The 26,669-nt window shown below is 61.8% G+C and carries 26 protein-coding genes; 19 read left to right on the top strand and 7 right to left on the bottom strand.

The window, feature by feature from the left end:
• Positions 1–130: 130 nt before the first annotated feature.
• Entirely contained in the window at positions 131–337 is a 207-nt protein-coding gene (locus PQR40_RS11710) for a DUF3185 family protein (protein ID WP_408236821.1), read from the top strand.
• Between the two features lie 61 nt (positions 338–398).
• On the opposite strand, the gene PQR40_RS11705 is transcribed toward PQR40_RS11710, so the two are convergent.
• On the bottom strand, positions 399–1,160 hold the full coding sequence (locus PQR40_RS11705) for a phytanoyl-CoA dioxygenase family protein (protein WP_408509045.1): 762 nt from the start codon (positions 1,158–1,160) through the stop codon (positions 399–401).
• 460 nt (positions 1,161–1,620) lie between these two features.
• On the opposite strand from PQR40_RS11705, the gene PQR40_RS11700 reads away from it, so the two are divergent.
• A complete protein-coding gene (locus tag PQR40_RS11700) occupies positions 1,621–1,989 on the top strand; it encodes a hypothetical protein (protein ID WP_408215345.1) in 369 nt (122 codons plus the stop codon).
• A gap of 78 nt (positions 1,990–2,067) precedes the next feature.
• Here PQR40_RS11700 and metK read toward each other — a convergent pair whose 3' ends face one another.
• Positions 2,068–3,258 carry a methionine adenosyltransferase gene (metK, locus tag PQR40_RS11695; RefSeq protein WP_408236827.1) on the bottom strand — a complete coding sequence of 397 codons (1,191 nt, stop codon included), beginning with the start codon at positions 3,256–3,258 and terminating at the stop codon, positions 2,068–2,070.
• Positions 3,259–3,535: 277 nt separating this feature from the next.
• Between metK and PQR40_RS11690 the strand changes: the two genes are divergently transcribed.
• From PQR40_RS11690 to hslU, 9 genes are all read left to right on the top strand, one after another.
• Positions 3,536–4,420, top strand: a complete 885-nt coding sequence (locus PQR40_RS11690) for a lipid A biosynthesis lauroyl acyltransferase (RefSeq protein WP_408236830.1) — start codon at positions 3,536–3,538, stop codon at positions 4,418–4,420.
• Positions 4,421–4,501: 81 nt separating this feature from the next.
• Positions 4,502–5,365: a diaminopimelate epimerase gene (gene dapF, locus PQR40_RS11685; protein ID WP_408509044.1), complete on the top strand. Its 864-nt coding sequence runs from the start codon at positions 4,502–4,504 to the stop codon at positions 5,363–5,365.
• Positions 5,366–5,574: 209 nt separating this feature from the next.
• The gene (locus PQR40_RS11680; RefSeq protein ID WP_408509043.1) at positions 5,575–6,294 is read left to right on the top strand and encodes a DUF484 family protein; all 720 of its coding nucleotides are present in this window, start codon (positions 5,575–5,577) and stop codon (positions 6,292–6,294) included.
• Positions 6,295–6,319: 25 nt separating this feature from the next.
• Positions 6,320–7,243 carry a tyrosine recombinase XerC gene (gene xerC / locus PQR40_RS11675; RefSeq protein WP_408236839.1) on the top strand — a complete coding sequence of 308 codons (924 nt, stop codon included), beginning with the start codon at positions 6,320–6,322 and terminating at the stop codon, positions 7,241–7,243.
• A 97-nt stretch (positions 7,244–7,340) separates the two neighbouring features.
• Positions 7,341–8,543 carry a class I SAM-dependent rRNA methyltransferase gene (locus PQR40_RS11670; RefSeq protein ID WP_408484148.1) on the top strand — a complete coding sequence of 401 codons (1,203 nt, stop codon included), beginning with the start codon at positions 7,341–7,343 and terminating at the stop codon, positions 8,541–8,543.
• A 240-nt stretch (positions 8,544–8,783) separates the two neighbouring features.
• The gene (locus PQR40_RS11665; RefSeq protein WP_408236845.1) at positions 8,784–9,887 is read left to right on the top strand and encodes a CobW family GTP-binding protein; all 1,104 of its coding nucleotides are present in this window, start codon (positions 8,784–8,786) and stop codon (positions 9,885–9,887) included.
• Between the two features lie 649 nt (positions 9,888–10,536).
• Positions 10,537–10,956: an RNA polymerase-binding protein DksA gene (gene dksA / locus PQR40_RS11660; RefSeq protein ID WP_408198908.1), complete on the top strand. Its 420-nt coding sequence runs from the start codon at positions 10,537–10,539 to the stop codon at positions 10,954–10,956.
• 420 nt (positions 10,957–11,376) lie between these two features.
• The gene (gene hslV, locus PQR40_RS11655; RefSeq protein ID WP_097390913.1) at positions 11,377–11,913 is read left to right on the top strand and encodes an ATP-dependent protease subunit HslV; all 537 of its coding nucleotides are present in this window, start codon (positions 11,377–11,379) and stop codon (positions 11,911–11,913) included.
• Between the two features lie 9 nt (positions 11,914–11,922).
• Positions 11,923–13,269 (top strand): ATP-dependent protease ATPase subunit HslU, encoded by a 1,347-nt coding sequence (hslU, locus tag PQR40_RS11650; protein ID WP_408236851.1) that lies wholly within the window; start codon positions 11,923–11,925, stop codon positions 13,267–13,269.
• A gap of 129 nt (positions 13,270–13,398) precedes the next feature.
• On the opposite strand, the gene PQR40_RS11645 is transcribed toward hslU, so the two are convergent.
• Together PQR40_RS11645 and PQR40_RS11640 are read right to left on the bottom strand one after the other, a co-directional pair.
• On the bottom strand, positions 13,399–13,941 hold the full coding sequence (locus PQR40_RS11645) for a response regulator transcription factor (protein WP_325046232.1): 543 nt from the start codon (positions 13,939–13,941) through the stop codon (positions 13,399–13,401).
• Positions 13,938–15,248: an ATP-binding protein gene (locus tag PQR40_RS11640; protein ID WP_408509042.1), complete on the bottom strand. Its 1,311-nt coding sequence runs from the start codon at positions 15,246–15,248 to the stop codon at positions 13,938–13,940. Before PQR40_RS11640 ends, PQR40_RS11645 begins: the two co-directional genes overlap by 4 nt.
• Positions 15,249–15,378: 130 nt before the next feature.
• Between PQR40_RS11640 and PQR40_RS11635 the strand changes: the two genes are divergently transcribed.
• Positions 15,379–17,016, top strand: a complete 1,638-nt coding sequence (locus PQR40_RS11635) for a tetratricopeptide repeat protein (RefSeq protein ID WP_408509041.1) — start codon at positions 15,379–15,381, stop codon at positions 17,014–17,016.
• Between the two features lie 33 nt (positions 17,017–17,049).
• On the opposite strand, the gene PQR40_RS11630 is transcribed toward PQR40_RS11635, so the two are convergent.
• Positions 17,050–17,274 carry a cysteine-rich CWC family protein gene (locus tag PQR40_RS11630; protein WP_408392719.1) on the bottom strand — a complete coding sequence of 75 codons (225 nt, stop codon included), beginning with the start codon at positions 17,272–17,274 and terminating at the stop codon, positions 17,050–17,052.
• A gap of 265 nt (positions 17,275–17,539) precedes the next feature.
• On the opposite strand from PQR40_RS11630, the gene argB reads away from it, so the two are divergent.
• From argB to PQR40_RS11595, 7 genes are all read left to right on the top strand, one after another.
• Positions 17,540–18,439, top strand: a complete 900-nt coding sequence (gene argB, locus PQR40_RS11625; protein ID WP_408215308.1) for an acetylglutamate kinase — start codon at positions 17,540–17,542, stop codon at positions 18,437–18,439.
• 209 nt (positions 18,440–18,648) lie between these two features.
• Complete coding sequence (locus tag PQR40_RS11620) at positions 18,649–19,452, top strand: pyrimidine 5'-nucleotidase (RefSeq protein WP_408337331.1); 804 nt, start codon at positions 18,649–18,651, stop codon at positions 19,450–19,452.
• Positions 19,419–20,117: a nucleoid occlusion factor SlmA gene (slmA, locus tag PQR40_RS11615; RefSeq protein ID WP_408236866.1), complete on the top strand. Its 699-nt coding sequence runs from the start codon at positions 19,419–19,421 to the stop codon at positions 20,115–20,117. Before PQR40_RS11620 ends, slmA begins: the two co-directional genes overlap by 34 nt.
• Before the next feature lie 298 nt (positions 20,118–20,415).
• Positions 20,416–21,561 carry a homoserine O-succinyltransferase MetX gene (metX, locus tag PQR40_RS11610; RefSeq protein WP_408236869.1) on the top strand — a complete coding sequence of 382 codons (1,146 nt, stop codon included), beginning with the start codon at positions 20,416–20,418 and terminating at the stop codon, positions 21,559–21,561.
• Entirely contained in the window at positions 21,558–22,166 is a 609-nt protein-coding gene (gene metW, locus PQR40_RS11605) for a methionine biosynthesis protein MetW (RefSeq protein ID WP_325044186.1), read from the top strand. The genes metX and metW overlap by 4 nt, the downstream gene beginning before the upstream one ends.
• A gap of 14 nt (positions 22,167–22,180) precedes the next feature.
• Positions 22,181–23,575: an AmpG family muropeptide MFS transporter gene (locus PQR40_RS11600; RefSeq protein ID WP_408509040.1), complete on the top strand. Its 1,395-nt coding sequence runs from the start codon at positions 22,181–22,183 to the stop codon at positions 23,573–23,575.
• Between the two features lie 74 nt (positions 23,576–23,649).
• A complete protein-coding gene (locus tag PQR40_RS11595) occupies positions 23,650–24,864 on the top strand; it encodes a M48 family metallopeptidase (RefSeq protein WP_408484213.1) in 1,215 nt (404 codons plus the stop codon).
• 81 nt (positions 24,865–24,945) lie between these two features.
• Here PQR40_RS11595 and PQR40_RS11590 read toward each other — a convergent pair whose 3' ends face one another.
• Together PQR40_RS11590 and PQR40_RS11585 are read right to left on the bottom strand one after the other, a co-directional pair.
• The gene (locus PQR40_RS11590) at positions 24,946–25,725 is read right to left on the bottom strand and encodes an exodeoxyribonuclease III (RefSeq protein ID WP_408236875.1); all 780 of its coding nucleotides are present in this window, start codon (positions 25,723–25,725) and stop codon (positions 24,946–24,948) included.
• Positions 25,726–25,779: 54 nt separating this feature from the next.
• Entirely contained in the window at positions 25,780–26,619 is an 840-nt protein-coding gene (locus PQR40_RS11585) for a PPK2 family polyphosphate kinase (protein ID WP_408509039.1), read from the bottom strand.
• Positions 26,620–26,669: the final 50 nt, after the last annotated feature.

The raw sequence follows: 26,669 nt of genomic DNA, 5'->3' as shown, positions 1-26,669 counted from the left end.
GGGTGAGACCAGACCGCTATGGTAGCCAATCGGCGTGATGCCTGCAGACGCCCAGTATGCGGGATGGACGATTGCTTGCGGCTCCCCTACACTTTGGCCGATCAAAGCTTATTGGAGGGGGGGTTGTTTCATGACGAAGGCGATTTCAATCGCGCTGATTGTCGGCGGTATTGTGTTGTTGTATTTCGGCGGGCAGGCGTTCAACTCGGTCAGCAGCGAGGTGTCTCGCGTGTTTACCGGATCGCCAACCAATAAGGCGATCATACTGATCGTGGCCGGCGCTATTGCCACTATTGCCGGCCTGACCGGCGTGGCTGTTTCCGGACGCAGGCGGTAGAGCGCTGGTTGCCTACGCGGCGCGTGACTGACGAACGTCAGCGCCGCGCAAGGCAAAGCACCTAAAAGGCAATTTCAGGCTTAGCCGCCGAGCGGGATCCCGGCAGGGGCACATTGCTCGCCCCGTGATAGGTAAACACCAAAGAAAATTTCACCTGATCACTGATGTTCTTGCCCGCCGAATGCAGCGTGTTGCAATGAAAGAACACCACGTCCCCGGCTTTGAGCTCAGGCGAGACCGCGGTGCGAATCAATGCCTGATTCTCTTCCAGATTGGAACGAAAAAATTTGGCCTCGTCGAACCGGTCGGAAGTGAAGGCAATGCTGTGCGACTTCGGCACCAACCACAACGCACCGTTATCGACCGTCTCCGAGCCGACTGCGAGCCATACCGACACCAGATCGTCGCGCTCGAACGACCAATACCTCACGTCACGATGCCAGCCGGTCAAGCTGCCATAAGCGGGGTGCTTGGTCATCATGCAATTGTGATGCGCCCGCGATAAGCGCGGCTCCTCGCCGAAGTACAACTCCATCCAGCCGCGAATTTCCGGCGCGATCGCCCACTGCGCAAAATGCGAATCGCGCCCATACGCATCCAGCAGCCGGCGAACCGTATGGCCGCCCGGCGCATACTTCGACTCCGGCGCGCCCGGATAGCGAAGGTCCGCTTCGAACTCGATCGGCGCCGCCGCTTCCTGCAACTGCCGCTCCGCAATCCGCTTCAGCTCGCCGCAACGCTCGGGCGACACTAATCCAGGCACAACGACAAATCCTTGCTCCCGCAACGTTTGAATCTGCTCTTTCTTCGAGTGAAGTGACATGGTGTTCCGTTACTTTCGACTGACTGATGCTCGATTGTAAAACGGGCGCGATCGGACTGTGCGCTGTTTCACCTTTCGAGAAGCCAAGCCTTACGCACTACTTTCACGCGATTTGGTGGTTTGCAAGGCACCCTGTCAGGGCAAGCACGCACGGTAATCGCCCGCAAAGGGCGCGACCCCGTCTGCGTACACGCCACTCTACCCCGCAAAAACCCGTATTCGCAGGGTAAAAACCGACTTTCTGACGTCACGAATCGCGTGTAGCCTGCACACATGTTGATCGCTACTCCCGCACTTGTGCGGCGCGCATGCGCCGCTGTGACCGGCTCCGCCGTCCTCCGTGCCCTTTTCCATCGAATTCCAGGCTTTCGCGCCGTCCATCGCGACACCGCCATTGGCACATTTGGTGCTCTTTCTGGCGCACACTCCGTCGCGCGACACGTTGCCTACTTGTGAAGCCATGCATACTCTTCTGAGCACCCGTCTTACCCGCGCCGCATTGAAAGCGGCGCGTCCGGCACGCCGCCATGTCGTGCGTGCACTGCGTCACCATGCCACCCGCACTCGCGCATTAGGCGAACAGTGGCGCGAAGCCAAAGCGGTCGACGGCATTCGCACGTGGTTCCACACCTTTTTCTCCGCGCTGCGCCTGCAAGGCAGTTCGCGCCGTTTTTCGCTGCGCACGCTGCTGCGCAAACCGACGCCGCTGCGCCTCACCGCTACGCGCAATGCACCGGTCGCCGCTCCCCAGAGTACAAGCCGCCGCCCGCGCCGCATGTCGACGAACGGCAGCACCGGCTGGTTTGCGTTCGCGTTTGCGAGCCGGTGAGACAGCGCTTTCGAAGGCGATAAAAAAACCCCGCCCGACTTACGCCGGCGGGGTTTTTTGCTAAAGCGGACTGCGTGCTTATTCTGCGAGCGCGGCGACCGGTTCGGTACCTGCGGCTTCGGCGAGCAGCAGCGCCTTGTCCGTGGCTTCCCACGTGAATTCCGGCTCTTCGCGGCCGAAGTGACCGTAGGCCGCGCTCTTCTCGTAGATCGGGCGCAGCAGGTCGAGCATCTGGATGATGCCCTTCGGACGGAGGTCGAAATGCTCCAGCACCAACTTCGTGATGACTGCATCCGACACGCGGCCCGTGCCGAACGTGTTGACCATGACTGAAGTCGGCTGGGCAACGCCGATCGCGTACGACACCTGAATCAGGCAACGCGACGCCAAACCAGCAGCCACGATGTTCTTCGCGACATAACGGCCGGCATACGCTGCCGAACGGTCGACCTTCGACGGATCCTTGCCCGAGAACGCGCCGCCGCCGTGCGGAGCCGCGCCGCCGTACGTATCGACGATGATCTTGCGGCCCGTCAGACCGCAATCGCCTTGCGGGCCGCCGATCACGAACCGGCCGGTCGGGTTCACCAGGAACTTGATGTCGCCCTTGATCAGGTCAGCCGGCAGCGTCGGCTTGATGACTTCTTCGATCACGGCTTCGCGCAGCACGGCCAGATCGATGTCTGGCGAATGCTGCGTGGATAGCACGACCGTGTCGATCGAATGCGGCTTGCCGTCGACATAACGCACGGTGACCTGCGATTTCGCATCCGGACGCAGCCAGGACAGACGGCCGTCGCGGCGCAGATTCGCCTGACGCTCCACCAGACGGTGCGACAGGTGGATCGGCAGCGGCATCAATTCCGGCGTTTCTTCGCACGCGTAACCGAACATCAGGCCCTGGTCGCCAGCGCCTTGATCGAGGTTGTTGTCGTGCGCACGGTCCACGCCCTGGGCGATATCCGGCGATTGCTTGTCGTACGCCACCAGCACCGCGCAGCCGCGGTAGTCGATACCGTAATCGGTGTTGTCGTAGCCAATGCGCTTGATCGTATTGCGCGCGACCTGGATGTAATCGACGTTCGCGGTGGTGGTGATTTCACCGGCCAGCACGACGAGACCCGTGTTGCACAGCGTTTCGGCTGCGACACGCGAATACTTGTCCTGAGTCAGAATGGCGTCGAGGATTGCGTCCGAGATCTGATCCGCGACTTTGTCGGGATGGCCTTCGGACACGGATTCGGAAGTGAAGAGATAATCGTTTGCCACGTTGCAGACTCCTGTTGTGTGGTTACGGTTGAGTTTCACGTAGCCAGCTTCGGGAGCCTTGAAGCGGCGACGCTTTAGCGGATTACCTTACCGGCAGGGGCATATCCCATGGATCGCACCCGCCAGCTTCGCCCCGCAAGTTGTCTATTAACTCGGCGAAGCCCTTATTATAGCGACTTCCTTTGATTGTCACAGAGTGTTCACCCGTGCTGTATTTCGACCCGTTTCCAGGTTCCTTGAGCAAAGCGTCGCTCGACGCCCTACACGGAGGGGCGGCATGCTGAGTCGTCTTGGTGCCCATCTGGCCATTGGGCTGCTGAAGTTTTTGGCCTTGTTGCCGTACGGTTTCGTTGCCCGACTGGGCGATGGGCTGGGCTGGCTGCTCTATCAGGTCCCCAGCAGCCGCAAGCGCATCGTCCACATCAATCTGAGCTTGTGTTTCCCGGAGTGGAGCGTCGAGCATCGCGAAGAGATCGCGCAGAAACACTTCCGCCACGCGATCCGCAGTTATGTCGAGCGCAGCGTCCAGTGGTTCTGGTCTGCAGAGAAGCTGGAGAAGATCGTGCAGGTGGATAGCGAAATCGATCTACTGGCCCCCGACATGCCGCCCACCCTGTTGCTTGGCGCGCATTTCGTCGGTATCGAGGCAGGCTCCGTGTTCATCAATCACGCGCTGCGCCGGCAGTGCGGCGCGCTCTATCAGCCAATGTCCAACAAGGTACTCGACGACGTGGCGATAGCCGCGCGCGGCCGCTTCGGCGCGGACATGGCAAGCCGCGCCGATAGTGCGCGCATCGTGCTGCGGTGGTTGCGCGACCGCAAGCCGGTCATGCTCGGCGCCGACATGGACTACGGCATGCGCAACTCGACGTTCGTGCCGTTCTTCGGTGTACCGGCGTGCACGCTGACGGCCGTTGGGCGGCTCGCCGGGGTCGGCCATGCGCAGGTGGTGCCGTTCATCGGCGAGGTGTTGCCGCACTACAAAGGTTACCGGCTAAAGGTCTTCAAGCCGTGGGACAACTACCCCACTGGCAATGACGAGGCCGACGCGCGCCGCATGAACGCCTTCCTCGAAGAGCAGATTCCGCTGATCCCCGAGCAGTACTACTGGGTGCACAAGCGCTTCAAGACCCGTCCGCCGGGCGAGCCGAGCGTGTATTGAGCGAACTTCGAAAAAAGCGCTGGAACGCGGAAATAATGGTGCGTTCGGCCCACCTGCGGGCGCGTCACTTACAATAGCGTGATGAAACTGAAATTCACCAAAATGCACGGCGCGGGTAACGACTTCGTCGTGCTCGACGGCTACACCCAACCGGTCCACCTGACGCCGGGGCAGGTGCGCGCGCTCGCGGACCGGCATTTCGGGGTCGGCGCCGACCAGTTGCTGCTGGTCGAGAAGCCCACCGTGGACGGCGTTGATTTCAGATATCGCATCTTCAATTGCGACGGCGGCGAGGTCGAACACTGCGGCAACGGCGCGCGCTGCTTCGTCAAGTTTGTGCGCGATAACGGCCTGACCGACAAGCGCAGCGTGCGCGTGCAAGTGCAGAACGGCACCATTTTGCTGACCATGCAGGAAAACGGCGAAGTGCTGGTTGACATGGGCTCACCCGTGTTCGAACCGGAGCGCGTACCGTTCGCCAACAAAGGCCTCGAAGGCCGCCGCGAGGGCGCGGACACGCTCTGGCCGCTCGACGTGAACGGTGTGACGCGCTGGATTTCGGTGGTGTCGATGGGCAATCCGCACGCGGTGCAGGTGGTCGACGACGTCGAAGCGTTTCCAGTGCTCGTCGAAGGCCCGGTGATCGAGCGGCACGCGCGCTTCCCGCAGCGAGTGAACGCAGGCTTCATGCAGATCGTCGGCCGTAGCGAGGTCAAGCTGCGCGTCTACGAACGCGGCGCCGGCGAAACGCTGGCGTGCGGCACGGGCGCGTGTGCGGCAGTCGCTGCCGGCATTCGCCGCGGACTGCTGGATGCGCCGGTGCTGGTGCACACGCACGGCGGCAAGCTGACCATCACGTGGGACAGCACGCAAAACGGCGCGCCGCTACTGATGGCAGGCCCTGCGGCAACCGTCTTCGAAGGCGAGATCGAACTGGCCGACTGACCCGCGCCAGCGTAATACCCGATTCAGCGGCCGAGCGATCGGCCCAGGAAGTACCCGACACGTGGCCTCGAACAGGCCGATGAAGATGCCGGTGAATAGGCCAATAGGCCGGTGAAAGAGCCGGACCAGGCGGCTCTTTCACCGGCCGACCGAACTCATGACCGATGCGCCGCCCGAAGGCGTCGTCCCGTAGTCCTTTAGCCGAAACCATGAACGATCGCGAAGTCGCCGAATACCTGCTCGCCAACCCCGAATTCTTCGCCGAACACGCGGAAATGCTCGCGACGATCCGGCTTGCGAACCCGCACGGCAAAGCCGCGGTGTCGCTGCAGGAACGGCAAATGGAAATGCTGCGCGACAAGAACAAGCATCTCGAACGGCGTCTGGCCGAGTTGCTGCGCTACGGTCACGAAAACGACAGCATCGCCTCGAAATTCAATCGCTGGACTATCCGCGTGATGGCCGAGCGCGATCCGTACGCGCTGCCGCGCACGATCTCCAACGGCTTGCGCGATATTTTCGATGTGCCGCAAGCCGCGCTGCGCGTATGGGACGTCTCCGAGCCCTATTCACAGGCTGAGTTCGCGCGCCATGTCGGCGAGGAAGTGCGAATCTTCGCGAATAGCCTCACCACGCCGTATTGTGGCGCGAACACTGGCTTTGAAGCGGCGCAGTGGCTGACGCCGGCGGTGTCGGCCGTGAGCGACGACGAATCCGCAGGCAGCACAAGCGAGTCCGCGCACGTCACCGAATCGATCGCGTTGCTCGCGCTGCGCGACCCCGAAGGCACGGAAGAAGCGCCCACTTTCGGCCTGCTGGTGATGGGTTCGGCCGACGCACGCCGCTTCCATGACGGCATGGCGACCGATTTCCTGACGCAGATCGGCGCGTTGGCAAGCGCGGCGCTGAGCCGTCTGCTGCCGCGCTGAGCCGCACTGATCCACGAAAACCATCGTGACCGAAGCCGACCCGATCGCCGCCTATCTGTCGAATCTCGAACATGAGCGGCGGCTGTCGGCGCATACACTGCGCGGCTACACCCACGAACTCGATGAACTCAAGCTGCTGGCCAAAGGCCGGCCGCTCGAAAGCCTCACCGCCGTCGATATTCGCGGCGCGGTTTCGCGGGCGCACGCCGGCGGCCTGACGGCGCGCTCGATCAGCCATCGGCTGTCGTCCTGGCGCGCGTTCTACCGCTGGTTCGCGGGCCGCGTCGATCTGCCGGCCAACCCGGTCGCCACCGTGCGGGCGCCGAAGCAGCCGAAAGCACTGCCGAAAGCACTTTCCGTCGACGACGCCGCGCGCCTGATGGAGAGCCCGCCCGCCGCGACCACCGAAGGTTTGCGCGACCATGCAATCCTCGAACTGTTCTACTCGTCGGGCCTGCGTCTGTCCGAACTGGTCGGCCTCGACGCCCGTTTTGCCGACGCCGGCGGCTACCGTTCCGCGGGCTGGCTCAAGCTCGACTCCGCCGAAGTCGAAGTGCTCGGCAAGGGCAACCGGCGCCGCATCGTGCCGGTGGGCAGCAAGGCGCTCGACGCCTTGACCGCGTGGCTCGCGGTGCGCGACCAGATGGTCAAACACGATCCGCATCCGCTGTTTCTGTCGGCGCGTGGCAATCGCCTGTCGCCGAATGTCGTGCGTGAGCGTGTGAAGCGCGCGGCGCTGGTCGCGGGCATTCCCGCCAATGTGCATCCGCACGTGCTGCGGCATTCGTTCGCCACGCACGTGCTGCAGTCAAGCGGCGATCTGCGGGCCGTGCAGGAACTGCTTGGCCACGCCAGTATCACTGCCACGCAGGTCTACACCGCGCTCGATTTCCAGCATCTCGCGCACGTCTACGATCAGGCGCATCCGCGCGCAAAAAAACGCGACTGATTCCGCTCTTTGCTTTTTGCGGCTTGCGGTCTCCACCTTCGCTTCACCTGCCGCGCGACTCTTTTCCGCGCGGCCTATTGCTCTTGCTAACACCCTGATGAATACCGTTACGCTCAAACCGTCGAAAGAAAAATCGCTGCTGCGGCGCCATCCATGGGTCTATGCCAACGCGATCGATCGCGTCGACGGCAATCCCGCTCCCGGCGTGACCGTGCTGGTGCGCGCGCACGACGGCCGTTTCCTCGCGCGGGCCGCCTATAGCCCGCATTCGCAGATTCGCGCCCGCGTGTGGAGCTTCGACGAAATGGAGCCGATCGATCACGCGTTCTTCAAGCGCCGCGTGCAGCGCGCGCTCGCGCATCGTCAGACGATGGTGCACAACACCGGCGCCGTGCGGCTGATTTTCGGCGAAGCGGACGGCCTGCCAGGTCTGATCGTCGATCATTACGTGGCCGAGGACGAAGGCCAGCGCAGCCAGCTGGTGTGCCAGTTCATGGCGACGGGCGTCGAAGCATGGAAGGAAGCGATCGTCGCCGCGCTAATCGACGCGACCGGCTGCCCGAACGTCTACGAGCGTTCGGACGTATCGATCCGTCAGAAGGAAGGGCTCGAACAGATCACCGGCGTGCTGGCAGGCGTTGCGCCGTCGGAAGCGCTGATCGCGAGCGAAAACGGTGTCAGATATCACGTCGACGTGCGCAATGGCCACAAAACCGGCTTCTACGTCGACCAGCGCGACAACCGCCTGCTGGTGCAGCAGCTCGCGCAGGATCGCGACGTGCTGAACTGCTTCTGCTACACCGGCGGCTTTTCGCTGGCTGCTTTGAAGGGTGGCGCCAAACGCGTGGTTTCGATCGATTCGTCGGGCGAAGCCCTGGCGCTCGCGCAGCAGAACGTGACCGCCAACGGTTTCGACGCCGGGCGCGCCATCTGGCTCGACGCCGACGCGTTCAAAACCCTGCGCCGCCTGTACGACGAGGGCGAGCGCTTCGACCTGATCGTGCTCGATCCGCCGAAATTCGCGCCGTCGCGTGAACACGTGGACCGCGCCTCGCGCGCCTACAAGGACATCAACCTGACCGGCCTGAAGTTGCTGCGCCCGGGCGGCCTGCTGTTCACCTATTCATGTTCCGGCGCGATCGACTCCGAACTGTTCCAGAAGATCGTGTCCGGCGCGGCGGCCGACGCGCGCGTCGATGCGCGGATCCTCAAGCGCCTCGGTGCCGGGGTTGACCACCCGTTGCTCACCGCATTCCCGGAAGGCGAATACCTGAAAGGCCTGCTGTTGCAAATCGCCTGATCGCCCATAGCTTCGGGGTTATATCCCGTGCGCCGCGGAGGGGTTCGCCCCCGCCGCCAGCGCCGGATTCACAGATATGTTTCAATATCCGGCTAGTTCGGGCCGCGCGCCGTCAGGCTGCCGCGCCCGGCAAACCGGATACGCAGACGCATTCGCTGCAGAGAATGGGCTGCACATTTCGCGCTGTAAATTCGCGCTTTTGAATTCGATTACGCACAGACTTACGTAAAGGCGACCAACATGATCCCAGTCACCATCCTGACCGGCTTTCTCGGCAGCGGCAAAACCACCCTGCTCAAGCGCATCCTGAACGAAAAGCACGGCATGAAGATCGCCGTGATCGAGAACGAGTTCGGCGAAGAGAACATCGACAACGAAATCCTCGTGCAGGACACGAGTGAGCAGATCATCCAGATGAGCAACGGCTGCATCTGCTGCACGATCCGCGGCGACCTGTCGCGCGTGCTGGGCGATCTGGCGGCGAAGAAGCAGTCCGGTGAAGTGGATTTCGACCGTGTTGTGATCGAAACCACCGGTCTCGCCAATCCGGGCCCGGTCGCGCAGACGTTCTTCATGGACGACCAGATTGCCAACGAATTCCTGCTCGACGCGATCATCACGCTCGTCGACGCGAAGCACGCGAACCATCAACTGGACGAGCATGAAGTGGTGCAGCGCCAGGTCGGCTTTGCCGATCGCCTGTTCATCACCAAGTCCGATCTGGTCGATGAAAAGCACGTGGACGATCTGCGCCACCGCCTGCTGCACATGAATCCGCGGGCGGCGATCAAGGTCGTCAACTTCGGTGAAGCGGACATCAAGGAAATCTTCGACCTGCGCGGCTTCAACCTGAATTCGAAGCTCGAGATCGACCCGGACTTCCTCGCTGAGGACGAACATGCGCACAGCCACGCTCACGCGCATGACGAGCACGGCCACACTCACGACGACCATGCCGGCCACGATCACGAAAACTGTGATCACGACCATGGCAAGTGCGACCACGAAGGCCACGACCACGCGCATCACCATCACGCGCACCATGACGACAAGATTAAATCGTTCGTCTACCGCAGCGACCGCCCGTTCGATCCGAACAAGCTCGAGGACTTCCTCGGCGGCATTCTGCAGATCTATGGTGAGCGGCTGCTGCGCTACAAAGGCGTGCTGTATATGAAGGGCGTCGACCGGAAGGTGGTGTTCCAGGGCGTACATCAGATGATGGGCAGCGATCTGGCCGCGAAATGGCAGCCGATCGAGAAGAAGACCAACAAGATGGTGTTTATCGGCATCGAACTGCCGCAAGACCTGATCACCGACGGCCTGGACGCCTGTCTGGCGTAAGCGCTACGCCTGCCGTGCCGTGCGAGTGGTGCGGCACGCGGCGTGCTGCAGCGCCCTTGCCGCGAGCATGCGTCCGCGGGCACCGAGGCAATCATCTGCGGAATACGCAGAAGACCGGCCGAAAGCCCGCTGAAATGTCGGGCGTGTGAAAAGCACGTGAAAACCCTGCTGTATTAAACCGTGCACGACCATCGCTTTTTGGTCGTGCGCGCGTTATATTTTCGGGATATCGGTACGCCGCCAGGGGATTTTCACCAGTTGCGGTGCTGGATTGTGATTCAGTTACAATACGTGCCCACTGGAGAATGACAACGAATTGCCCGGCCAGCGCGTATTCCGCGTCGGGCCTGAAACGGCGCCGGAAAATCTTATCCGGGAATCACGCCGACAATGCCGGCTGGCGCAGCAGACAAGGCATGCTGCCGGCAAGCAATGCCTCAGGAGCATTTGAGAAACGGTTTCCAGAGGAGTTCGGCCCCGCATTGGCGTAGCGACGCCCGGCGCGTGGGCGCAAGGCGCTTTTCGGCGTCACCGACAGCCCATCGTCCGTGCCCACCCAGCGCTCCGCGTCCTCGTGGCGCCTTTGCGGGCAATACGAAAGTGCGGGCACTATGTAAGAGTTTTGCCTCACATTGAAGAAGCAAGCCAGATGACGACGAAACGACTCTTGACTGAAGCCGAAATCCTGAAGATGAGCGACAAGGATTACATGAATGCGGATCAGCTCGCCTTCTTCAAGAACAAGCTCGAACAGCTGCAGGCGGACATTCTCCGCAATGCCGGCCAGACGACCGAGAACCTGCGCGAAACAGTAATCGTGCCGGACCCGGCCGACCGTGCAACGATCGAGGAAGAGCATGCGCTGGAACTGCGCACGCGCGACCGCGAGCGCAAGCTGCTGAAGAAGGTGCAGCAATCGATCGCGCGCATCGACTCGGGCGATTACGGCTGGTGCGAAGAAACCGGCGAGCCGATTGGTGTTCCGCGTCTGCTCGCACGGCCCACGGCAACCCTGTCGCTCGAAGCGCAGGAACGCCGCGAACTGCGCCAGAAGCTGTTCGGCGACTGAACGCCTACGGCGCGGCTTCGGCTCCGCGCCCTTTTAAGCTGCTTCGTCGAGAGGCGCACGGTGATCTGTGCGCCTTTTTTCTTTTGTGCGACGCTTTTCGGGCTTTGCTGAGCAGGCTGCTCTGAGCGCCCGTTGCGCGGCTGTTCGAGGGCGCGCCCAGTTCCGCCGCCCCTCTCTGCGCGGCTTGTATCTCTACGCCCGCCCACCTCAGTGCTGCTCCCGCTCCTCCGTTCTGAACCCTGTGTTTTTGTCTTATGCCATTTGCCGGCTCTTGATATGACCGCGCACGCCCTAAAATAAGCCGAACATGCGTTGCACGAGCGCGCGCCGACCGGTTCATCGTTGCGCGCCGTCCGCGTCCAGGATTCATGCGATGGTCTACGCCATCGCGTCCTACCCGTTTTGCAAAGAGGAACGCATATGGAGCAATTTCACGGCACAACGATCGTTTCCGTGCGCCGCGGCGACAAGGTCGCGCTTGGCGGCGACGGCCAGGTGACGCTGGGCAACATCGTCATGAAAGGCGGTGCAAAGAAAGTCCGGCGCATCTATAACGGCAAGGTGATGGTCGGCTTCGCCGGCGGCACGGCCGACGCCTTCTCATTGCTCGACCGCTTCGAAGCGAAGCTGGAAAAACATCAGGGCAATCTGACCCGCGCAGCCGTCGAACTCGCCAAAGACTGGCGCACCGACCGCATGCTGCGCCGCCTCGAAGCGATGCTGATCGCCGCGGATGCCACCACTACCCTCGTCATTACCGGTAACGGCGACGTGCTCGATCCGGAAGGCGGCATCTGCGCGATCGGTTCGGGCGGCGCTTACGCGCAAGCCGCCGCCAAGGCGCTCGTTGACAACACCGAGATGTCGCCCCGCGAGATCGTGGAGAAGTCGCTGGAGATTGCCGGCGACATGTGCATCTATACGAACCATAACCGCGTCATCGAGACGATCGAGTAAGGACCCACGATGAGCACCATGACCCCTGCCGAGATCGTCTCGGAACTCGACAAACACATCATCGGCCAAGGCCGCGCGAAGAAAGCAGTTGCCGTGGCGCTGCGCAACCGGTGGCGCCGTCAGCAGGTTGAAGACCCGCTGCGTCAGGAAATCACGCCAAAGAACATTTTGATGATCGGACCGACCGGCGTCGGCAAAACCGAAATCGCGCGGCGTCTGGCGAAGCTGGCCGACGCGCCGTTCATCAAGATCGAAGCCACCAAATTCACCGAGGTCGGCTATGTCGGCCGTGACGTCGACAGCATCGTGCGCGACCTGATCGAAATTTCGGTCAAGCAGACGCGCGAAACAGAAATGCGCAAAGTGCGAACCAAGGCTGAAGATCAGGCCGAAGACCGCATTCTCGACATCCTGCTGCCGAGCGCCCGCCCGGTCGGTTTCGGCGCGAGTTCGAGCGCGGCGGATACCGTCGACGAAGGCAGCACCACACGTCAAACGTTCCGCAAGCGTCTGCGCGAAGGCCTGCTCGACGACAAGGAAATCGAACTCGACGTCGAACAGCCGCAAGTCGGCATGGACATCATGGGGCCGCCGGGCATGGAAGACATGACCGAGCAGATCCGTTCGATGTTCGCGAACATCGGCGGCGGCAAGAAAACGCGCCGCAAGCTGAAGGTGAAGGAAGCGCTCAAGGTCCTCACAGACGAAGAAGCCGGCAAGATGCTCAACGACGAAGAGGTGAAAGCCAAAGCAGTGCAAAACGTCGAGCAGAACGGTATCGTGTTTTTGGACGAAATCGACAAGATCGCGTCGCGCAGTGAAGCAGGCGGTGGTGAAGTATCACGTCAGGGCGTGCAGCGCGATCTGCTGCCGCTCGTCGAAGGCACCACGATCAACACCAAGTACGGCATGGTGAAGACCGACCACATTCTGTTCATCGCGAGCGGCGCGTTTCATCTGGCCAAGCCGAGCGATCTGATTCCAGAACTGCAAGGCCGCTTCCCGATTCGGGTCGAACTGGATTCGCTGTCAGTGGGCGATTTCGAATCGATCCTGGTGTCGACGGACGCAAGTCTCGTCAAGCAATACCAGGCACTGCTGGCCACCGAAGACGTGCACCTGGAATTCGCCGACGACGGTATTCGCCGTATGGCCGAAATCGCGTACTCGGTCAACGAGAAGACCGAAAACATCGGCGCACGCCGCCTGTACACGGTGATCGAAAAACTGCTCGAAGACGTCTCGTTCGCAGCGGGTAATCACTCGGGGAAGACGGTGCAGATCGACGCGGCGTACGTCGATCGCGCGTTGAACGAAGTGGCGGAAGACGAGGATCTGTCGCGCTACGTGCTGTGATGTCGATACCGCGTTAAATTCGCGGGTTCAGCATGATGCAGATCATGTGTAAGGCGCAAAAAAACGGGCTGTCCTGTGAAAGACAGCCCGTTTTGCTTTACGGCCCGCAGTGCGAGCAGGTCCCAGTGCTTACTGCTTGACCGGCCGTTTCGCCAGCTTGCGTTGCAGCGTTCGGCGATGCATGTTCAACGCGCGTGCAGTAGCCGAAATATTGCCGCCGTGCTCCGCGAGCACGCGTTGGATATGCTCCCACTCCAGGCGCGCAACCGACAACGGCATGGGATGCTCAATCGCCTCTTCAGCTTGAAGCGAACTCGCTTCGCTTTGCAACGCCGACAAGATCGTCTCCACGTTGGCGGGCTTCGCCAGGTAGTTATCGGCGCCGTCTTTTACCGCCTGCACCGCCGTGGCGATGCTGGCATAACCGGTCAACACCAGCATGCGCGCGTCAGGCTGCAAATCACGCAAGGGGGCAACGAGCGTAAGACCGGAGTCGTTGCCGAGATGCAGGTCCACCGTGATCTGGCTGAACTTCTGCTGGTTCGCCAACTTGATGGCCTCGTCCGCGTTGTGCGCTTCGGCCACCGTATAACCGCGCCGCGTCAAACCGCGGGCGAGGATGCCGGAGAACACCTCATCGTCGTCGATCACCAGAAAATTCATATCGCTCATGCCTGTTTCTCCGTGTTGGATGGCGTAGTGCCTTGACGGCCTGCACCTGATAATTTGCGCGCCGCAAGCGGCAGCCTCAACACTGCGCGCGTGCCACGCGGCTTGATCTCGCTGACATCGGTCAGTTCGATCGATCCTTTCAGACGTGCTGCCGCCGAAAATGCCAGATAGAGGCCCACGCCGTGTCCGCCCTGTGTGCTGTCGACCGGCATCGTGCCGAGCGACCCGCGCAACGCGGCCGGAATACCGGGGCCCGCGTCGCATACTTCGAATACGACCTGATCGGCGCGTGCCGCAAGCCTGCACGACAGCGTTACGTGATCGCGGCTCGCCCGCGCGGCGTTGTCGAGCAGAATCGTGAGAATCTGACTGACGGCAACCGTATCGTCAAGACTGACTCCCACAGGCGGCGCACCGATCCGCTCGAACTTCACATGCGGATGACGCAAGCGCCATTGCTCGCCAAATGATTCGAGCCATTCGTTGACCGTTTGCCGGTTGGTCGTTGTCGATGCTCGACTGCGCAGCCGCGCAAGCGCCGAAGTACACAGCGTCATTTGCTGTTCGAGCAACTCCAGATCGGCGCTGTATGGCGCGAGCCCTTTATCGGTTCGCGCGGCATCGCGCAATTCTTCGGACAACATTGCAATTGTAGACAGCGGCGTGCCGATTTCGTGCGCGACAGTGGCGGCCTGCACGCCGAGCGCGACGGCGCGTTCGTCATGAAGCAAGCGCTGCTGCGCGTCTCCGAGCGCTGCGTCACGTAGTCGCAGAGCGCGTGACATGCGCGCGACGAACCACGCGATCAGGCCGACGCTGACCATGAAGTTCACCCACATGCCGGCACGATAGTAGTCGAACAGGTTCGCCGGGTTGTCGAGATTCAGCGGCACCGAATCGAAACCGAGCACGGCATAGCAGGCCACGGCGAACGCGGCGAGCCACGCCATCAGATGCCATGGCAATACGGCTGCGGCAATCGCGAGCGATGGCAGGTACAGCGAAACGAATGGGTTGGTGGTGCCGCCGGAGAGGAACAGCAGCGCTGACAATGCGCCAAGATCGACCCAGATCTGACCGAACAGTTCGAGATTGGACTCGGGCCGCTGCTGCGAGACACGCCACCATGTGAGTCCGTTGAAGATAACTTCGAGGGCGATCACAAGCAACATGGCGGGCAGCGGCAGATGCACGCCGATGAAGATCTGCACGAATGCGATCGTCATCAGTTGGCCAATGATGGCGAGGCTACGTAGCCAGAACAGATGACCGAGGTTGACCCGGCCGGTGTTGGTTATACGATGCATGACATTAAGTTTACCTGTTCGGACTAGTCCGACTTACCACACGGCCTCATGCCGGTAACATGGAATTTTTGCGACAGCGTCGCACAGGCCGATCATGCATCACCGGTTTTTGTGCCGCCCCAAACCATCCATGCTGCCTACTTCCGATCGTGAGACGCCCGCCTCGTCAGCTTTCCTGACTTTTCTGCGGCATGCTGCCGCAGCCCGACTAAACGGTACCGCAGAAGCAGAGGCCAAGTGGCTCGATGCCGCTGCGCAACGCCATCCACTCGACGACGAGTCGATTGAATCGCTGATTGCTACGTTGTTCGAGCAACATTGTCACAACGACGCGATCGAACTCGCCGCCATTATTGCCCAACTCGATCCACGTCGCGCCCTTGCACACTTCCGTTTCGGCTACGCACTGCAGATGGCAAACCGGCATAGCGAGGCAATCACGCCATATCGTCGAGCACTCGCCCTCGATCCAAAACTGCCGCAGTTACGCAACAATCTCGCTGGCGCCCTCATGCTCACAGGCGGCGACCTCAGCGAGCAACTCGCACTCCTGGAAAGTACAGTTCATGACGAGCCCGGCCACGGCGACGCATGGACCAATCTCACTCAGGCAAGCCGCGTCAATCTGAATCTGCCGCGCGCGCTCGAAGCCGGTGCGAGAGCCGTGCAATGCGCGCCGCATAGCCCATTGGCACATAACAACTATGCGCTGGCACTGCGGGAAGCGCAACGCTGGGACGAAGCGGAGCGCGCCGAAAAAACCGCCTGTGCGCTAGCGCCAAACAACCCAACCATGCGCGCCAATCTCAGCATGCTGCATCTCATGCGCGGCGACTACGCGCACGGTTGGCAAACTCATGAAGCGCGCTGGGACGGCTCACTTGAATTGGGCGGCAACCGCCCGCCAATGCCGGCGCCAACCTGGCGAAGCGAACCGCTCGCGGGTAAAACGCTGCTGGTGTGGGGTGAACAAGGCATGGGCGATGTCCTGCAGTTCAGCCGCTATATCCCCCTGCTGGGCGAACGTGTTCATCGCGAGGGGGGCCGTCTCGTCTGGAATTCATTTCCGCAGATGGGTGCGCTGCTCGCTCGCAGCCTCAGCGAGTACGTGGACGACTATTCGGCAGGCGGCGGTGTCGAATCCTTGCCGCCGTTCGACTACGAAATTCCGTTACTCAGCCTGCCTTTGATATTCGACACGCGCGAAGAGACCATTCCCACTGCGACGCCGTATTTGCGTGCCGACGCTGCAGCCAGTGCGTTATGGCAGCAGAGGCTTGCTGGCGAAACGAGGCTCAAAGTCGGACTGACATGGACCGGCAGTCTTGGCCATCAGCGCAATCCATTCCGGCGGGTCGGTTGGGAACGCTACGCAGAACATTTCGGCGGCGTGCAAGACGTGGCGTTCTATTCGCTGCAACCGGGTGCCGGGACGGACGTCGCGGCTGCCCGGGCGGCGGGTCTGCCGATGTCGGACTACACCGCCGAATTCGCCACCTTCGACGACACGGCCTCGTTTGTCAGCGCGCTCGATCTCGTCATTACTATTTGCACGTCCGCAGCGCATCTGAGTGGCGCGCTCGGGCAGCGCACATGGGTGCTGCTCGACGTCAATCCGCATTGGGTCTGGCTGCTCGACCGGCCTGACAGCCCGTGGTATCCGAGCGCGACACTCTACCGGCAGCCACAGTTCGGCCAATGGGGGCCGGCGCTTGAGGCTGTTGCCCGTGACCTGCGCGCGCTTGCGGCCCAGCACCACGCGGCGTAGGTCGGCAACGCCGCCGCCAAAGCCGCGCCGCGTTCAAGGTGAGCCGGCTCCCGGCGCCGGTTGCACGGCTCGTGCGATCTCGGCTGCGAGACATTCCGGGCACAGGCAGCGGCCGGACGGATCGAGCCTGTCTGCCGGCAGGGCCGGCATCTCACGGCACCAGCAGTCGAACGGCACCCCATGCATGCCGCAATCGAATGCCTGACCGCAGCGCGGACAACGTGCGCTGCTTTCGGAGCGGGAAGCTGACAATTTCATAAGGGGCCGGATGGTCTCGCTTCAGCCTGAGTCAGGAAATGATGCCACGGCTGACGGGCCGCCGCGAGTCGGCCGTTCGGCCAATTCACAGGCATAGTTGAACGACGGTAAGCTTGATTGTCGGCCGCTGCTTGCGCCCCTCCATTGCGCAGTGCGCAAAGCCTGCGCCACCCGTCACCGGCGCCCGTATCGAAAACCCTGTTGCAGCGCGCCAGTCCTGTACAATTCGCCCTGTTTTAACTGTTCCGTGCCTGAGCCTGCCGCCATGTCCGAGCTTCCTGACCTTTCGCAGATCGCGCCCACCTTGAAGGCTGAAATCCTGGCCGAGGCGCTGCCTTACATTCGCCAGTATCACGGTAAGACCGTGGTCATCAAATACGGCGGCAACGCCATGACGGAAGAGCGGCTGAAGCAAGGCTTCGCGCGCGACGTGATTCTGCTGAAGCTGGTCGGTATCAATCCGGTTATCGTGCACGGCGGCGGTCCGCAAATCGACCAGGCGCTAAAGAAAATCGGCAAGCAGGGCACGTTCATTCAGGGCATGCGCGTCACCGACGAAGAGACAATGGAAGTCGTCGAATGGGTGCTCGGCGGCGAAGTGCAGCAGGACATCGTCACGCTGATCAATCATTTCGGCGGCCACGCGGTCGGCCTGACCGGCAAAGACGGCGGCCTGATCCACGCGCGCAAGATGCAGATGCCGGATCGCGACAATCCGGGCCAGTACCTCGATATCGGCCAGGTGGGCGAAGTCGAGGCGATCAATCCGGCGGTTGTGAAAGCGCTGCAGGACGACGCGTTCATTCCGGTGATCTCGCCGATCGGCTTCGGCGAAGACGGCCTGTCGTACAACATCAATGCAGATCTGGTCGCGGGCAAACTGGCGGTCGTGCTGAACGCCGAAAAGCTCGTGATCATGACCAACATCCCGGGCGTGATGGACAAGGAAGGCAATCTGCTGACCGATCTGTCGGCGCGCGAAATCGACGGTCTGTTCGCAGACGGCACGATCTCCGGCGGCATGCTGCCGAAAATTTCGTCGGCGCTGGATGCAGCGAAGAGCGGCGTGCGTTCGGTACACATCATCGACGGTCGCATCGAGCACTCGGTGCTGCTGGAAATTCTCACCGAACAGCCGTTCGGCACGATGATCCGCTCACATTGATTCCTGCCTCAAACCCGGCCCACACGGCACGCTTACCCGGCGTGCCGTGTGGGCCGTGCAGTTGCACCGTCACTGCGCCACGTGGTGCACAGCGCGCCGCCCTCCGGCGCAAAAACACGCTCTCCTCTTTTATCGCCTTCCGCATCGCGAATCGTCGTCCGCATTCGCTGCGTGAAGCGACTGCTCGCGCCTGAACGGCGTCCTCCATCATGCGCACCCCCGCTTCCCGACGCCGTCGTCCGCACATCGCAGGCGGCAGTCCGGTCTGGCTATTCGATCTCGACAACACGCTGCACCACGCTTCGCACGCGATCTTCCCGGCGATCAATCAGGGGATGACGCAATACATCATCGACACGCTAGGCGTCGATATCGACGAAGCCAACCGTCTGCGCACCGGCTACACGCAACGCTACGGCGCGACACTGCTCGGTCTGGCACGCCATCACCCGCTCGACCCAAACGACTTCCTGAAAGTCGTGCATACGTTCCCCGATCTCGGTTCGATGATCCGTCACGAACGCGGCGTCGCGCGCCTCGTCGCGTCGCTGCCCGGTCGCAAGATCGTGCTGACCAATGCACCTGAGGCGTATGCGCGCGCGGTGCTCACGGAATTGCGCATCGAGCGTCTGTTCGAACAGGTGATTGCCATCGAACATATGCGCGATCGCCGCAACTGGCGCGCCAAACCTGACCATGCGATGCTGCGCCGGGCAATGCGCGACGCGCACGTCTCGCTCAAAGATGTGATCCTCGTCGAAGACACGCGCTCGCATCTGAAGAACTACCGGCGGCTCGGCATCCGCACCGTGTGGATCACCGGCCATTTGCCGCGCAAACCGCACGCGGACGGCATACCGACGCGTCTGCCGGGCACCGGTCGGCCGCATTATGTCGATCGCAGCATTCGTTCGTTAAAATCGCTACGACTGGGCACCCGCTCGGTTCGATTGAAGGGACAGCAGACGGGACGACAGCCATGCAGCCGATCGACAAGCCTGACGAAGCCGTAGCCGAAGACGAACCCTCCCCGTCGGCCGCCCCGCGTGCGCCACGCCTGAAGCCGGGCGAGCGTCGCGTGCACATCCTGCAGACGCTTGCCGCGATGCTGGAGGCGCCGAAGAGCGAAAAGATCACCACGGCGGCGCTCGCCGCCCGGCTCGGCGTCTCCGAAGCCGCGCTATATCGCCATTTCGCCAGCAAGGCGCAAATGTTCGAAGGGCTGATCGAGTTCATCGAGCAGACGATCTTCGGTCTGATCAACCAGATCGCCGACAAAGAAAACAACGGCGTGCTGCAAGCCCGTGCAATCGCATTGATGCTGCTCAACTTCCCGGCAAAAAATCCCGGCATGACGCGCGTGCTGACCTGCGAGGCGCTGGTCGGCGAGCACGAACGGCTGACCGAGCGCGTCAATCAGATGCTGGAACGGATCGAAGCGTCGTTGAAGCAGTGTCTGCGGCTGGCCCAGATGGAGGCAAACGCAAGCGCGGGTGAAAACGCAAGCCCGAGCGCAAATGGGCATGCTGCCTCACTGCCCGCCGGCTACGATCCCGCGATCCGCGCGAGTCTGCTGCTGAGCTACATCATCGGCCGCTGGCATCGGTATGTTCGCAGCGGCTTTGCACGGCCGCCCGCCGAACACGCCGATGCACAACTGCTGCTGATTCTTCAGTAGTCCGCGCGGCAGGCGGGCTCACGAGGAGCCCTCGCCGCTGTCGCATGAAATTTTCCGCTATACTTTGCGCCTGACTTCGGCAACTCACTACGCCTGAAGCCGCTGTCCAGAACACCCTGAACACCTATCACGCGCCGATTTGCTGACTCGATTGCGGGCGCGCGAACTACCGGGAACATACGATCCCGCGGTTCACTATAAATGCGGCTAAAGAGGTCGTCAGCCGCGCACACCGTTTCTCCTTCGTGCCTCGCCGACGCCAATCTAGCCGCCCTGTATTTGTTAAATGGCGGAATGAATGGAATCGATCGGTATCGTCGCTCCCCAAAAAATGCATTTCACCGAGCCGCTGCTCATGCAGAACGGCAGCTCGCTGGCCGGTTACGACCTGATGGTCGAGACCTACGGCACGCTCAATGCCGCGCGCAGCAATGCCGTGCTGGTGTGCCACGCGCTCAACGCATCGCACCATGTGGCGGGCGTGTACGCCGACAATCCGAAGGACATCGGCTGGTGGGACAACATGGTCGGCCCTGGCAAGCCGCTCGACACGAACAAGTTCTTCGTGATCGGCGTGAACAACCTGGGCTCGTGCTTCGGCTCGACTGGACCGATGAGCATCGATCCGGCGACGGGCAACCCGTACGGCGCGACCTTTCCGGTGGTCACGGTTGAAGATTGGGTGAACGCGCAGGTGCGCGTCGCCGATGAGTTCGGTATTGCGCGCTTCGCCGCGGTGATGGGCGGCAGCCTCGGCGGTATGCAGGCGCTTGCGTGGAGCATGATGTATCCGGAGCGCGTGGGCCATTGCATCGTGGTTGCGTCCACGCCGAAGCTTTCCGCGCAGAACATCGCGTTCAACGAGGTGGCGCGCTCGGCGATCCTGTCGGACCCGGACTTCCACGGCGGCAACTACTACGCGCACAACGTGAAGCCGAAGCGCGGCTTACGCGTCGCGCGCATGATCGGCCACATCACGTATCTGTCGGACGACGACATGGCCGAGAAATTCGGCCGTTCGTTGCGCCGCGCGGAAGGCGCGGTGGACGCGTACAACTTCAATTTCGACGTCGAATTCGAAGTGGAGTCGTATCTGCGCTACCAGGGCGACAAATTCGCCGACTACTTCGACGCGAACACGTACCTGCTGATCACCCGCGCGCTCGACTACTTCGATCCGGCCAAAGCCTTTGACGGCGATCTGACCGCCGCCGTCGCGCACACCACGGCGAAATACCTGATCGCCAGTTTCTCGACCGACTGGCGTTTCGCACCGGCCCGCTCGCGCGAACTGGTGAAGGCGCTGCTCGATCACAAGCGCACCGTGACCTACGCGGAAATCGACGCGCCGCATGGTCACGACGCTTTTCTGCTCGACGACGCGCGCTATCACAACCTGATGCGCGCCTATTACGAACGTATTGCGAACGAGGTGAACGCATGAACCAGCGAGCACTCGATTATCTGGCGCTGCGCCCGGACTTTCGCGCGATCGCCCGCTGGGTCGAACCGCGCGCCACCGTGCTCGATCTGGGCTGCGGTGACGGCTCCTTGCTGTCGCTGTTGACCGAAGAACTGGACGTGCAGGGCTACGGCATTGAAATCAACGACGCCGGGGTATTGGCGTCAACGCAGAACGGCGTCAACGTGATCCAGCAGAATCTGGAAGACGGCCTGCGTCTGTTCGAAGACGGCAGCTTCGATTTCGCCGTTCTGTCCCAGACGCTGCAAACCATCCATCAGACGGCCGCGATCCTGCGCGAGACAGTCCGGGTGGGCAAGGAATGCATCGTCTCATTCCCGAATTTCGGTTACTGGGCGCACCGGCTGTCTGTGCTGCAGGGCCGCATGCCGGTGTCGAAGTCGCTGCCTTATCAATGGCACAACACCCCGAACGTGCGGGTGCTGACGATCAAGGATTTCGAAGCGCTGGCGCCGGAAGTCGGCATTGAGATTCTCGATCGCGTGGTGCTTCACGATGGCCAGGTGGTGCGATGGGGGGTGAACTGGCGTGGTAGTCTTGCGGTCTATCGCGTCAAGAAAAGCTAACACCACTTATCCACATGTCGAACCCGCCGCACGAGGCGCCTGCACTTACCGCTCACGAAGAACATCCCGGCTGGCGCGCGTTTCTGAATACGCGCATGCTGATCTGCGTCTTTCTCGGCTTTACGTCGGGCCTGCCGCTGTTCACGCTCGTCTATCTGGTACAGGCCTGGCTACGCTCCGAAGGCGTCAATCTGAAGGAAATCGGCCTTTTTGCGCTGATTCAGTTCCCGTACACCTGGAAATTCATCTGGGCGCCGTTGATGGACCGCTATGTGCCGCGTTTTCCGGGCTGGCGTCCGGGAAGACGGCGCGGCTGGATGCTGGTCACACAGATTCTGGTTGCGGGCGCGATTGGGACGTTAGGTTTCGTGTCGCCGCGCGACTCGATCTGGACCGTGGCGGCTTTGACGGCGCTGGTCGCGTTCTTCGGCGCAAGCCAGGACATCGTGATCGACGCCTACCGGCGTGAATTGCTGAGCGACACGCAGCAGGGTCTCGGCAACGCGGTGCATGTGAACGCATACAAGATCGCCGCGCTGGTGCCGGGTTCGCTGGCGCTGATTCTGTCCGACCATTTGCCGTGGACCACCGTTTTCATCGTCACCGCCGCATTCATGCTGCCCGGCATGGTCATGACGCTGGTGGTGCGCGAGCCCCAGATGCATGGCACGCCGCCTAAGAATCTGCGCGAAGCGATCGTGCAGCCATTCAGTGAATTCATCCAGCGTGATGGTTGGCGCGGCGCGCTCTTCGTGCTTGGCTTCATCTTCCTTTACAAGCTCGGCGACACGATGGCGACCACGCTGTCCACCTCGTTCTTTCTCGACATCGGCTTTTCGCGCACGCAGATCGGTGTGATCGCCAAGACGACCGCGTTCGGCGCAAGTCTGGCGGGCGGGCTCGTCGGCGGGATCTGGTTGATGAAGGTCGGCATCGGCCGCGGGCTCTGGATCTTCGGCATCCTACAGATGGTGTCGACGCTCGGCTTTGCATGGCTCGCGCATCTTGGTCCGGCATCGCCCGGTCTTGCCGTGATTTATGACATCGCTGTCTGGCTGAGCCAGGGCACCTCAAAGCTGCTCTCGCTGGTCGGCATCGACTGGACCGTGCAGCTCGATCCGCGCTCAGTCGCGCTGGCGCTGGTCTACGGCCTGGAAACCTTCGCGACCGGCCTGACGATGGCGGCCTTCACCGCCTACATCGCAAGCACCACCGATCCGCGCTACACCGCTACGCAGTTCGCGCTTTTCACGAGCCTCGCCTCCGTGCCGCGCACGTTGGCATCGGCGGCAAGCGGCTATGTGGTCGCGCAGATCGGCTGGTTCGACTATTTCATCGTATGTACTGCGCTGGGGCTGCCCGGCATGTTGCTTCTGCTGCGCATCGCGCCCTGGAGAACCCGGTCGTGACGATGCGTCAGTCAAAGCGCGTGGCGCGCCCGGAATCGGATGCCTTCGGGGTTTCCTCGTTCAAGGCCAACCGCATGCTGCTGCGTGCGGCGTTGGCGCTCGGTTGCGCGAGCCTGACGTTGGCGACGCCGCTAAGTGCCTACGCGGCGGCGATGCCTGCGGTCGGCACCAGTGCAGCAGCACCGGCCACCGCCGCCACGCCAGCTCCGGCGACGGCGACAGCGGCAAAATCGGCGCCGAACATAGCGAGTCCTGAAAACGCGACATCGGCGGCGGCCAGCGCGACCAGCGCCACGAACACCGGCAGCGCACCTGCGGCCGCCACGCCGCCCTCTTCAACACAGCCGCCACCGCTGCCGGTAACGGCCAGAACGCCTGCCGCTACCTCGGTTCCGGCTGCGGCCACAAAAGCGCCTGCCGCGACTTCAACGCCCGCAGCAGCAGCCAGCGCGCCCGCGTCCCCGTCTTACAGTCGTCCGAATACACAGTTGCGCTACGGCGGCTACCTTGTATTTCGCAACCTGATCCCGTCGCCAATGCTCGAGGCGCAAGCCGCCGAAGAGTTCAGCCAGATCGTGTACGGTGCAGAGCATGCGAACCGCCTATACGGCGATACCGACGCCCACGTCACTCGCGTTCGTTCGATCGTCGACAAGCTGATTCCCTATTCGTTGAAGTGGAACGAGCGCGCGAAGGGCTGGAAGTGGAATGTGGCGGTGGTGCGCTCACCCGATATCCGTATGTACTGCCTGCCGGGGGGCAAGATCGTCGTGTATAGCGGCCTGCTCGATCGCGCGCGTCTGAACGACAACGAGCTCGGCATGCTGATCGGTCACGAGATTGCGCACGCATTGCGCGAGCATGCGCGTGAGCGGCTCGGCGAACTCCAGTCAAGCCAGCTCGACTCATCCGGCACGATCCCGCAGCTATTCGGACTCGCCGATCTGGGAGAGGCGCCGCTCGGCATCGGTTCGCGGTTGCTGGAGATGAAGTACGAAAGCACCGATGAAACCGAGGCCGACGTAATTGGCAGCGATATCGCTTCGCGCGCCGGCTTTGATCCGCGCGCGGCGGTCACGCTATGGGACAAGCTGGCCAAGGCGACGCGCAGCAATCGTGACCAGGGCTATATCTACGTGCACCCGTACACGCCGACGCGCCGCCAGGACATTATCAAGCGTTTGCCGGATATGCTGCCGCTCTATGCGAAGGCCATCGGCAAGAGCGTCGATGCGTTGCCGGACTATGCCGGCATGGGCCGCCCGCGCCGCAAACCGATCAGCGAGTGAGTTCGCGGGGCTTGCGGCTTGCGGCTTGCGGCTTCAGGCCCGCCTGCGGCTCACGCGGTTCCGCTGCGGTTCGGGCCGTGCTTACTTCTTGAGCTTGTGGTCGTAATCGATCGTCAGCGGTGCATGGTCGCTGAACTTGATATCGCGGAACACATCGGTGCGTTTTGCCTTGCTGGCGAGACCCTGCGTCGCGATCTGATAGTCGATCCGCCACCCCACGTTCTTCGCATACGCCTGACCGCGATTGCTCCACCACGTGTACTGTTCCGGCCGCTGATCAAGCGTGCGGAAGACGTCGACGTAACCGACTTCGTCAAACAGCTTGGTGAGCCACTCGCGCTCTTCCGGCAGGCAGCCTGAATTTTTCTGGTTGCTCTTCCAGTTCTTGATGTCGATCTCTTTGTGGACGATGTTCACGTCGCCGCACACGATCACTTCCCGCTCCTGTGCGAGCTCCGCGAGATGCGGCATGAACTCGTCCATGAACCGGAACTTGGCCTGCTGGCGTTCTTCACCGCTCGATCCCGACGGCACGTACACCGAGATCACCGACAGTTTGCCGAAGCGCAATTCGACATAGCGCCCTTCCGGATCGAATTCCTCGCTGCCGAAACCGATAATGACTTCGTCCGGTTCATGACGTGTGTACACGCCCGCGCCGCTATAACCCTTCTTCACCGCATGCTGGAAATACCCGGTGAAATCGTGCGGCGACATGAATTCCGGCGTCAAATCGTCCTGTGAGCATTTGATTTCCTGCACGCACAGCACGTCGGCTTTCTGTTCTCCGAACCATTCGAAAAAACCCTTCTTCGCCGCTGAGCGGATGCCGTTCAGGTTGGCGGTAATCACACGCAACATGTCGTTTCCTTTACGTTCAATTCGTTTCTGGAGCAAAAGGCCGAAGGCACAGGGTCATTCGACCTTGATGCCCTTCAGCGATTCTTTGGCAGGCGGATATTCGAGCTTTAACGCTTCGAACGTGCGTAGCAACAACTCGGCGACCATCACATTGCGTTGGGTCTTCGAATCGGCCGGGATGACGTACCACGGCGCATAGTCGGTCGAAGTCGCAGCCAGTGCATCGCGATACGCCGCCTGATATTTGTCCCACTGCTTGCGCGCCTCGAGATCGGCGACGTCGAATTTCCAGTGCTTGCTCGGATCGTCGATGCGCGCCTGCAGACGCGCACGCTGCTCGTCTTTCGAAATGTACAGCATGCACTTGACGATAGCCGTACCGCTGAAGGCCAACAGCTCTTCGAACTGGCGAATGTGGCAACAGCGTCGCTCGAATGCGTCGGCATCGAGGTTGCCGAGCACCGTCGGCACCAGCAAATCTTCATAGTGACTGCGGTTGAAAATAGTCAGCTCACCGGCAGCGGGCGCCTGCGCATGCACACGCCAAAGAAAATCATGCGCCAGTTCGACGGGCGTCGGCGCCTTGAACGGCACGATGCGCAAACCGAGCGGGTCGACTTCATGAAACACCGCGCGGATCGTGCCGTCCTTGCCGCTCGTGTCCATGCCTTGCAGGACCAGCAACACCCGACGTCTCTGCTGCGCGTGCAGGCACTCCTGCAGTGTATCGAGCTTCGCGCCGATCTCCGACAACCGCGCCCGGTCGGACTCTTTCGAGCCGGTCGAAAAAGGCTTCGCGGCTGGATCGAAAGCGTCGAGCGAGAATTTGCTGTTCTTCTTGCCGTCGTCGAAATACGGTACGCGGAAATCGTCGAGGTCGGGTTGCTTCGCCATTCACACTCCGTGTTCTGCGTTTAAACGGGCCCGCAAAATGAAACGGGCCG

Origin of the sequence: Paraburkholderia sediminicola, from assembly GCF_046026855.1 — a bacterium.
Classification (GTDB): Bacteria; Pseudomonadota; Gammaproteobacteria; order Burkholderiales; family Burkholderiaceae; genus Paraburkholderia; species Paraburkholderia sediminicola_A.
The sequence above is the reverse complement of the archived record's forward strand: the minus strand, read 5'-3'. Positions and strand labels throughout refer to the sequence as shown.

What these genes read in the sequence shown, in the direction of transcription:
- PQR40_RS11710 (WP_408236821.1), top strand. Translation starts at nt 131, where the DNA reads ATGACGAAGGCGATTTCAATCGCGCTGATTGTCGGCGGTATTGTGTTG.
- PQR40_RS11705 (WP_408509045.1), bottom strand. Translation starts at nt 1,160, where the DNA reads ATGTCACTTCACTCGAAGAAAGAGCAGATTCAAACGTTGCGGGAGCAA.
- PQR40_RS11700 (WP_408215345.1), top strand. Translation starts at nt 1,621, where the DNA reads ATGCATACTCTTCTGAGCACCCGTCTTACCCGCGCCGCATTGAAAGCG.
- PQR40_RS11690 (WP_408236830.1), top strand. Translation starts at nt 3,536, where the DNA reads ATGCTGAGTCGTCTTGGTGCCCATCTGGCCATTGGGCTGCTGAAGTTT.
- dapF (WP_408509044.1), top strand. Translation starts at nt 4,502, where the DNA reads ATGAAACTGAAATTCACCAAAATGCACGGCGCGGGTAACGACTTCGTC.
- PQR40_RS11680 (WP_408509043.1), top strand. Translation starts at nt 5,575, where the DNA reads ATGAACGATCGCGAAGTCGCCGAATACCTGCTCGCCAACCCCGAATTC.
- PQR40_RS11670 (WP_408484148.1), top strand. Translation starts at nt 7,341, where the DNA reads ATGAATACCGTTACGCTCAAACCGTCGAAAGAAAAATCGCTGCTGCGG.
- PQR40_RS11665 (WP_408236845.1), top strand. Translation starts at nt 8,784, where the DNA reads ATGATCCCAGTCACCATCCTGACCGGCTTTCTCGGCAGCGGCAAAACC.
- dksA (WP_408198908.1), top strand. Translation starts at nt 10,537, where the DNA reads ATGACGACGAAACGACTCTTGACTGAAGCCGAAATCCTGAAGATGAGC.
- hslV (WP_097390913.1), top strand. Translation starts at nt 11,377, where the DNA reads ATGGAGCAATTTCACGGCACAACGATCGTTTCCGTGCGCCGCGGCGAC.
- hslU (WP_408236851.1), top strand. Translation starts at nt 11,923, where the DNA reads ATGAGCACCATGACCCCTGCCGAGATCGTCTCGGAACTCGACAAACAC.
- PQR40_RS11645 (WP_325046232.1), bottom strand. Translation starts at nt 13,941, where the DNA reads ATGAGCGATATGAATTTTCTGGTGATCGACGACGATGAGGTGTTCTCC.
- PQR40_RS11640 (WP_408509042.1), bottom strand. Translation starts at nt 15,248, where the DNA reads ATGCATCGTATAACCAACACCGGCCGGGTCAACCTCGGTCATCTGTTC.
- PQR40_RS11635 (WP_408509041.1), top strand. Translation starts at nt 15,379, where the DNA reads ATGCTGCCTACTTCCGATCGTGAGACGCCCGCCTCGTCAGCTTTCCTG.
- PQR40_RS11630 (WP_408392719.1), bottom strand. Translation starts at nt 17,274, where the DNA reads ATGAAATTGTCAGCTTCCCGCTCCGAAAGCAGCGCACGTTGTCCGCGC.
- argB (WP_408215308.1), top strand. Translation starts at nt 17,540, where the DNA reads ATGTCCGAGCTTCCTGACCTTTCGCAGATCGCGCCCACCTTGAAGGCT.
- PQR40_RS11620 (WP_408337331.1), top strand. Translation starts at nt 18,649, where the DNA reads ATGCGCACCCCCGCTTCCCGACGCCGTCGTCCGCACATCGCAGGCGGC.
- slmA (WP_408236866.1), top strand. Translation starts at nt 19,419, where the DNA reads ATGCAGCCGATCGACAAGCCTGACGAAGCCGTAGCCGAAGACGAACCC.
- metX (WP_408236869.1), top strand. Translation starts at nt 20,416, where the DNA reads ATGGAATCGATCGGTATCGTCGCTCCCCAAAAAATGCATTTCACCGAG.
- metW (WP_325044186.1), top strand. Translation starts at nt 21,558, where the DNA reads ATGAACCAGCGAGCACTCGATTATCTGGCGCTGCGCCCGGACTTTCGC.
- PQR40_RS11600 (WP_408509040.1), top strand. Translation starts at nt 22,181, where the DNA reads ATGTCGAACCCGCCGCACGAGGCGCCTGCACTTACCGCTCACGAAGAA.
- PQR40_RS11595 (WP_408484213.1), top strand. Translation starts at nt 23,650, where the DNA reads ATGCTGCTGCGTGCGGCGTTGGCGCTCGGTTGCGCGAGCCTGACGTTG.
- PQR40_RS11590 (WP_408236875.1), bottom strand. Translation starts at nt 25,725, where the DNA reads ATGTTGCGTGTGATTACCGCCAACCTGAACGGCATCCGCTCAGCGGCG.
- PQR40_RS11585 (WP_408509039.1), bottom strand. Translation starts at nt 26,619, where the DNA reads ATGGCGAAGCAACCCGACCTCGACGATTTCCGCGTACCGTATTTCGAC.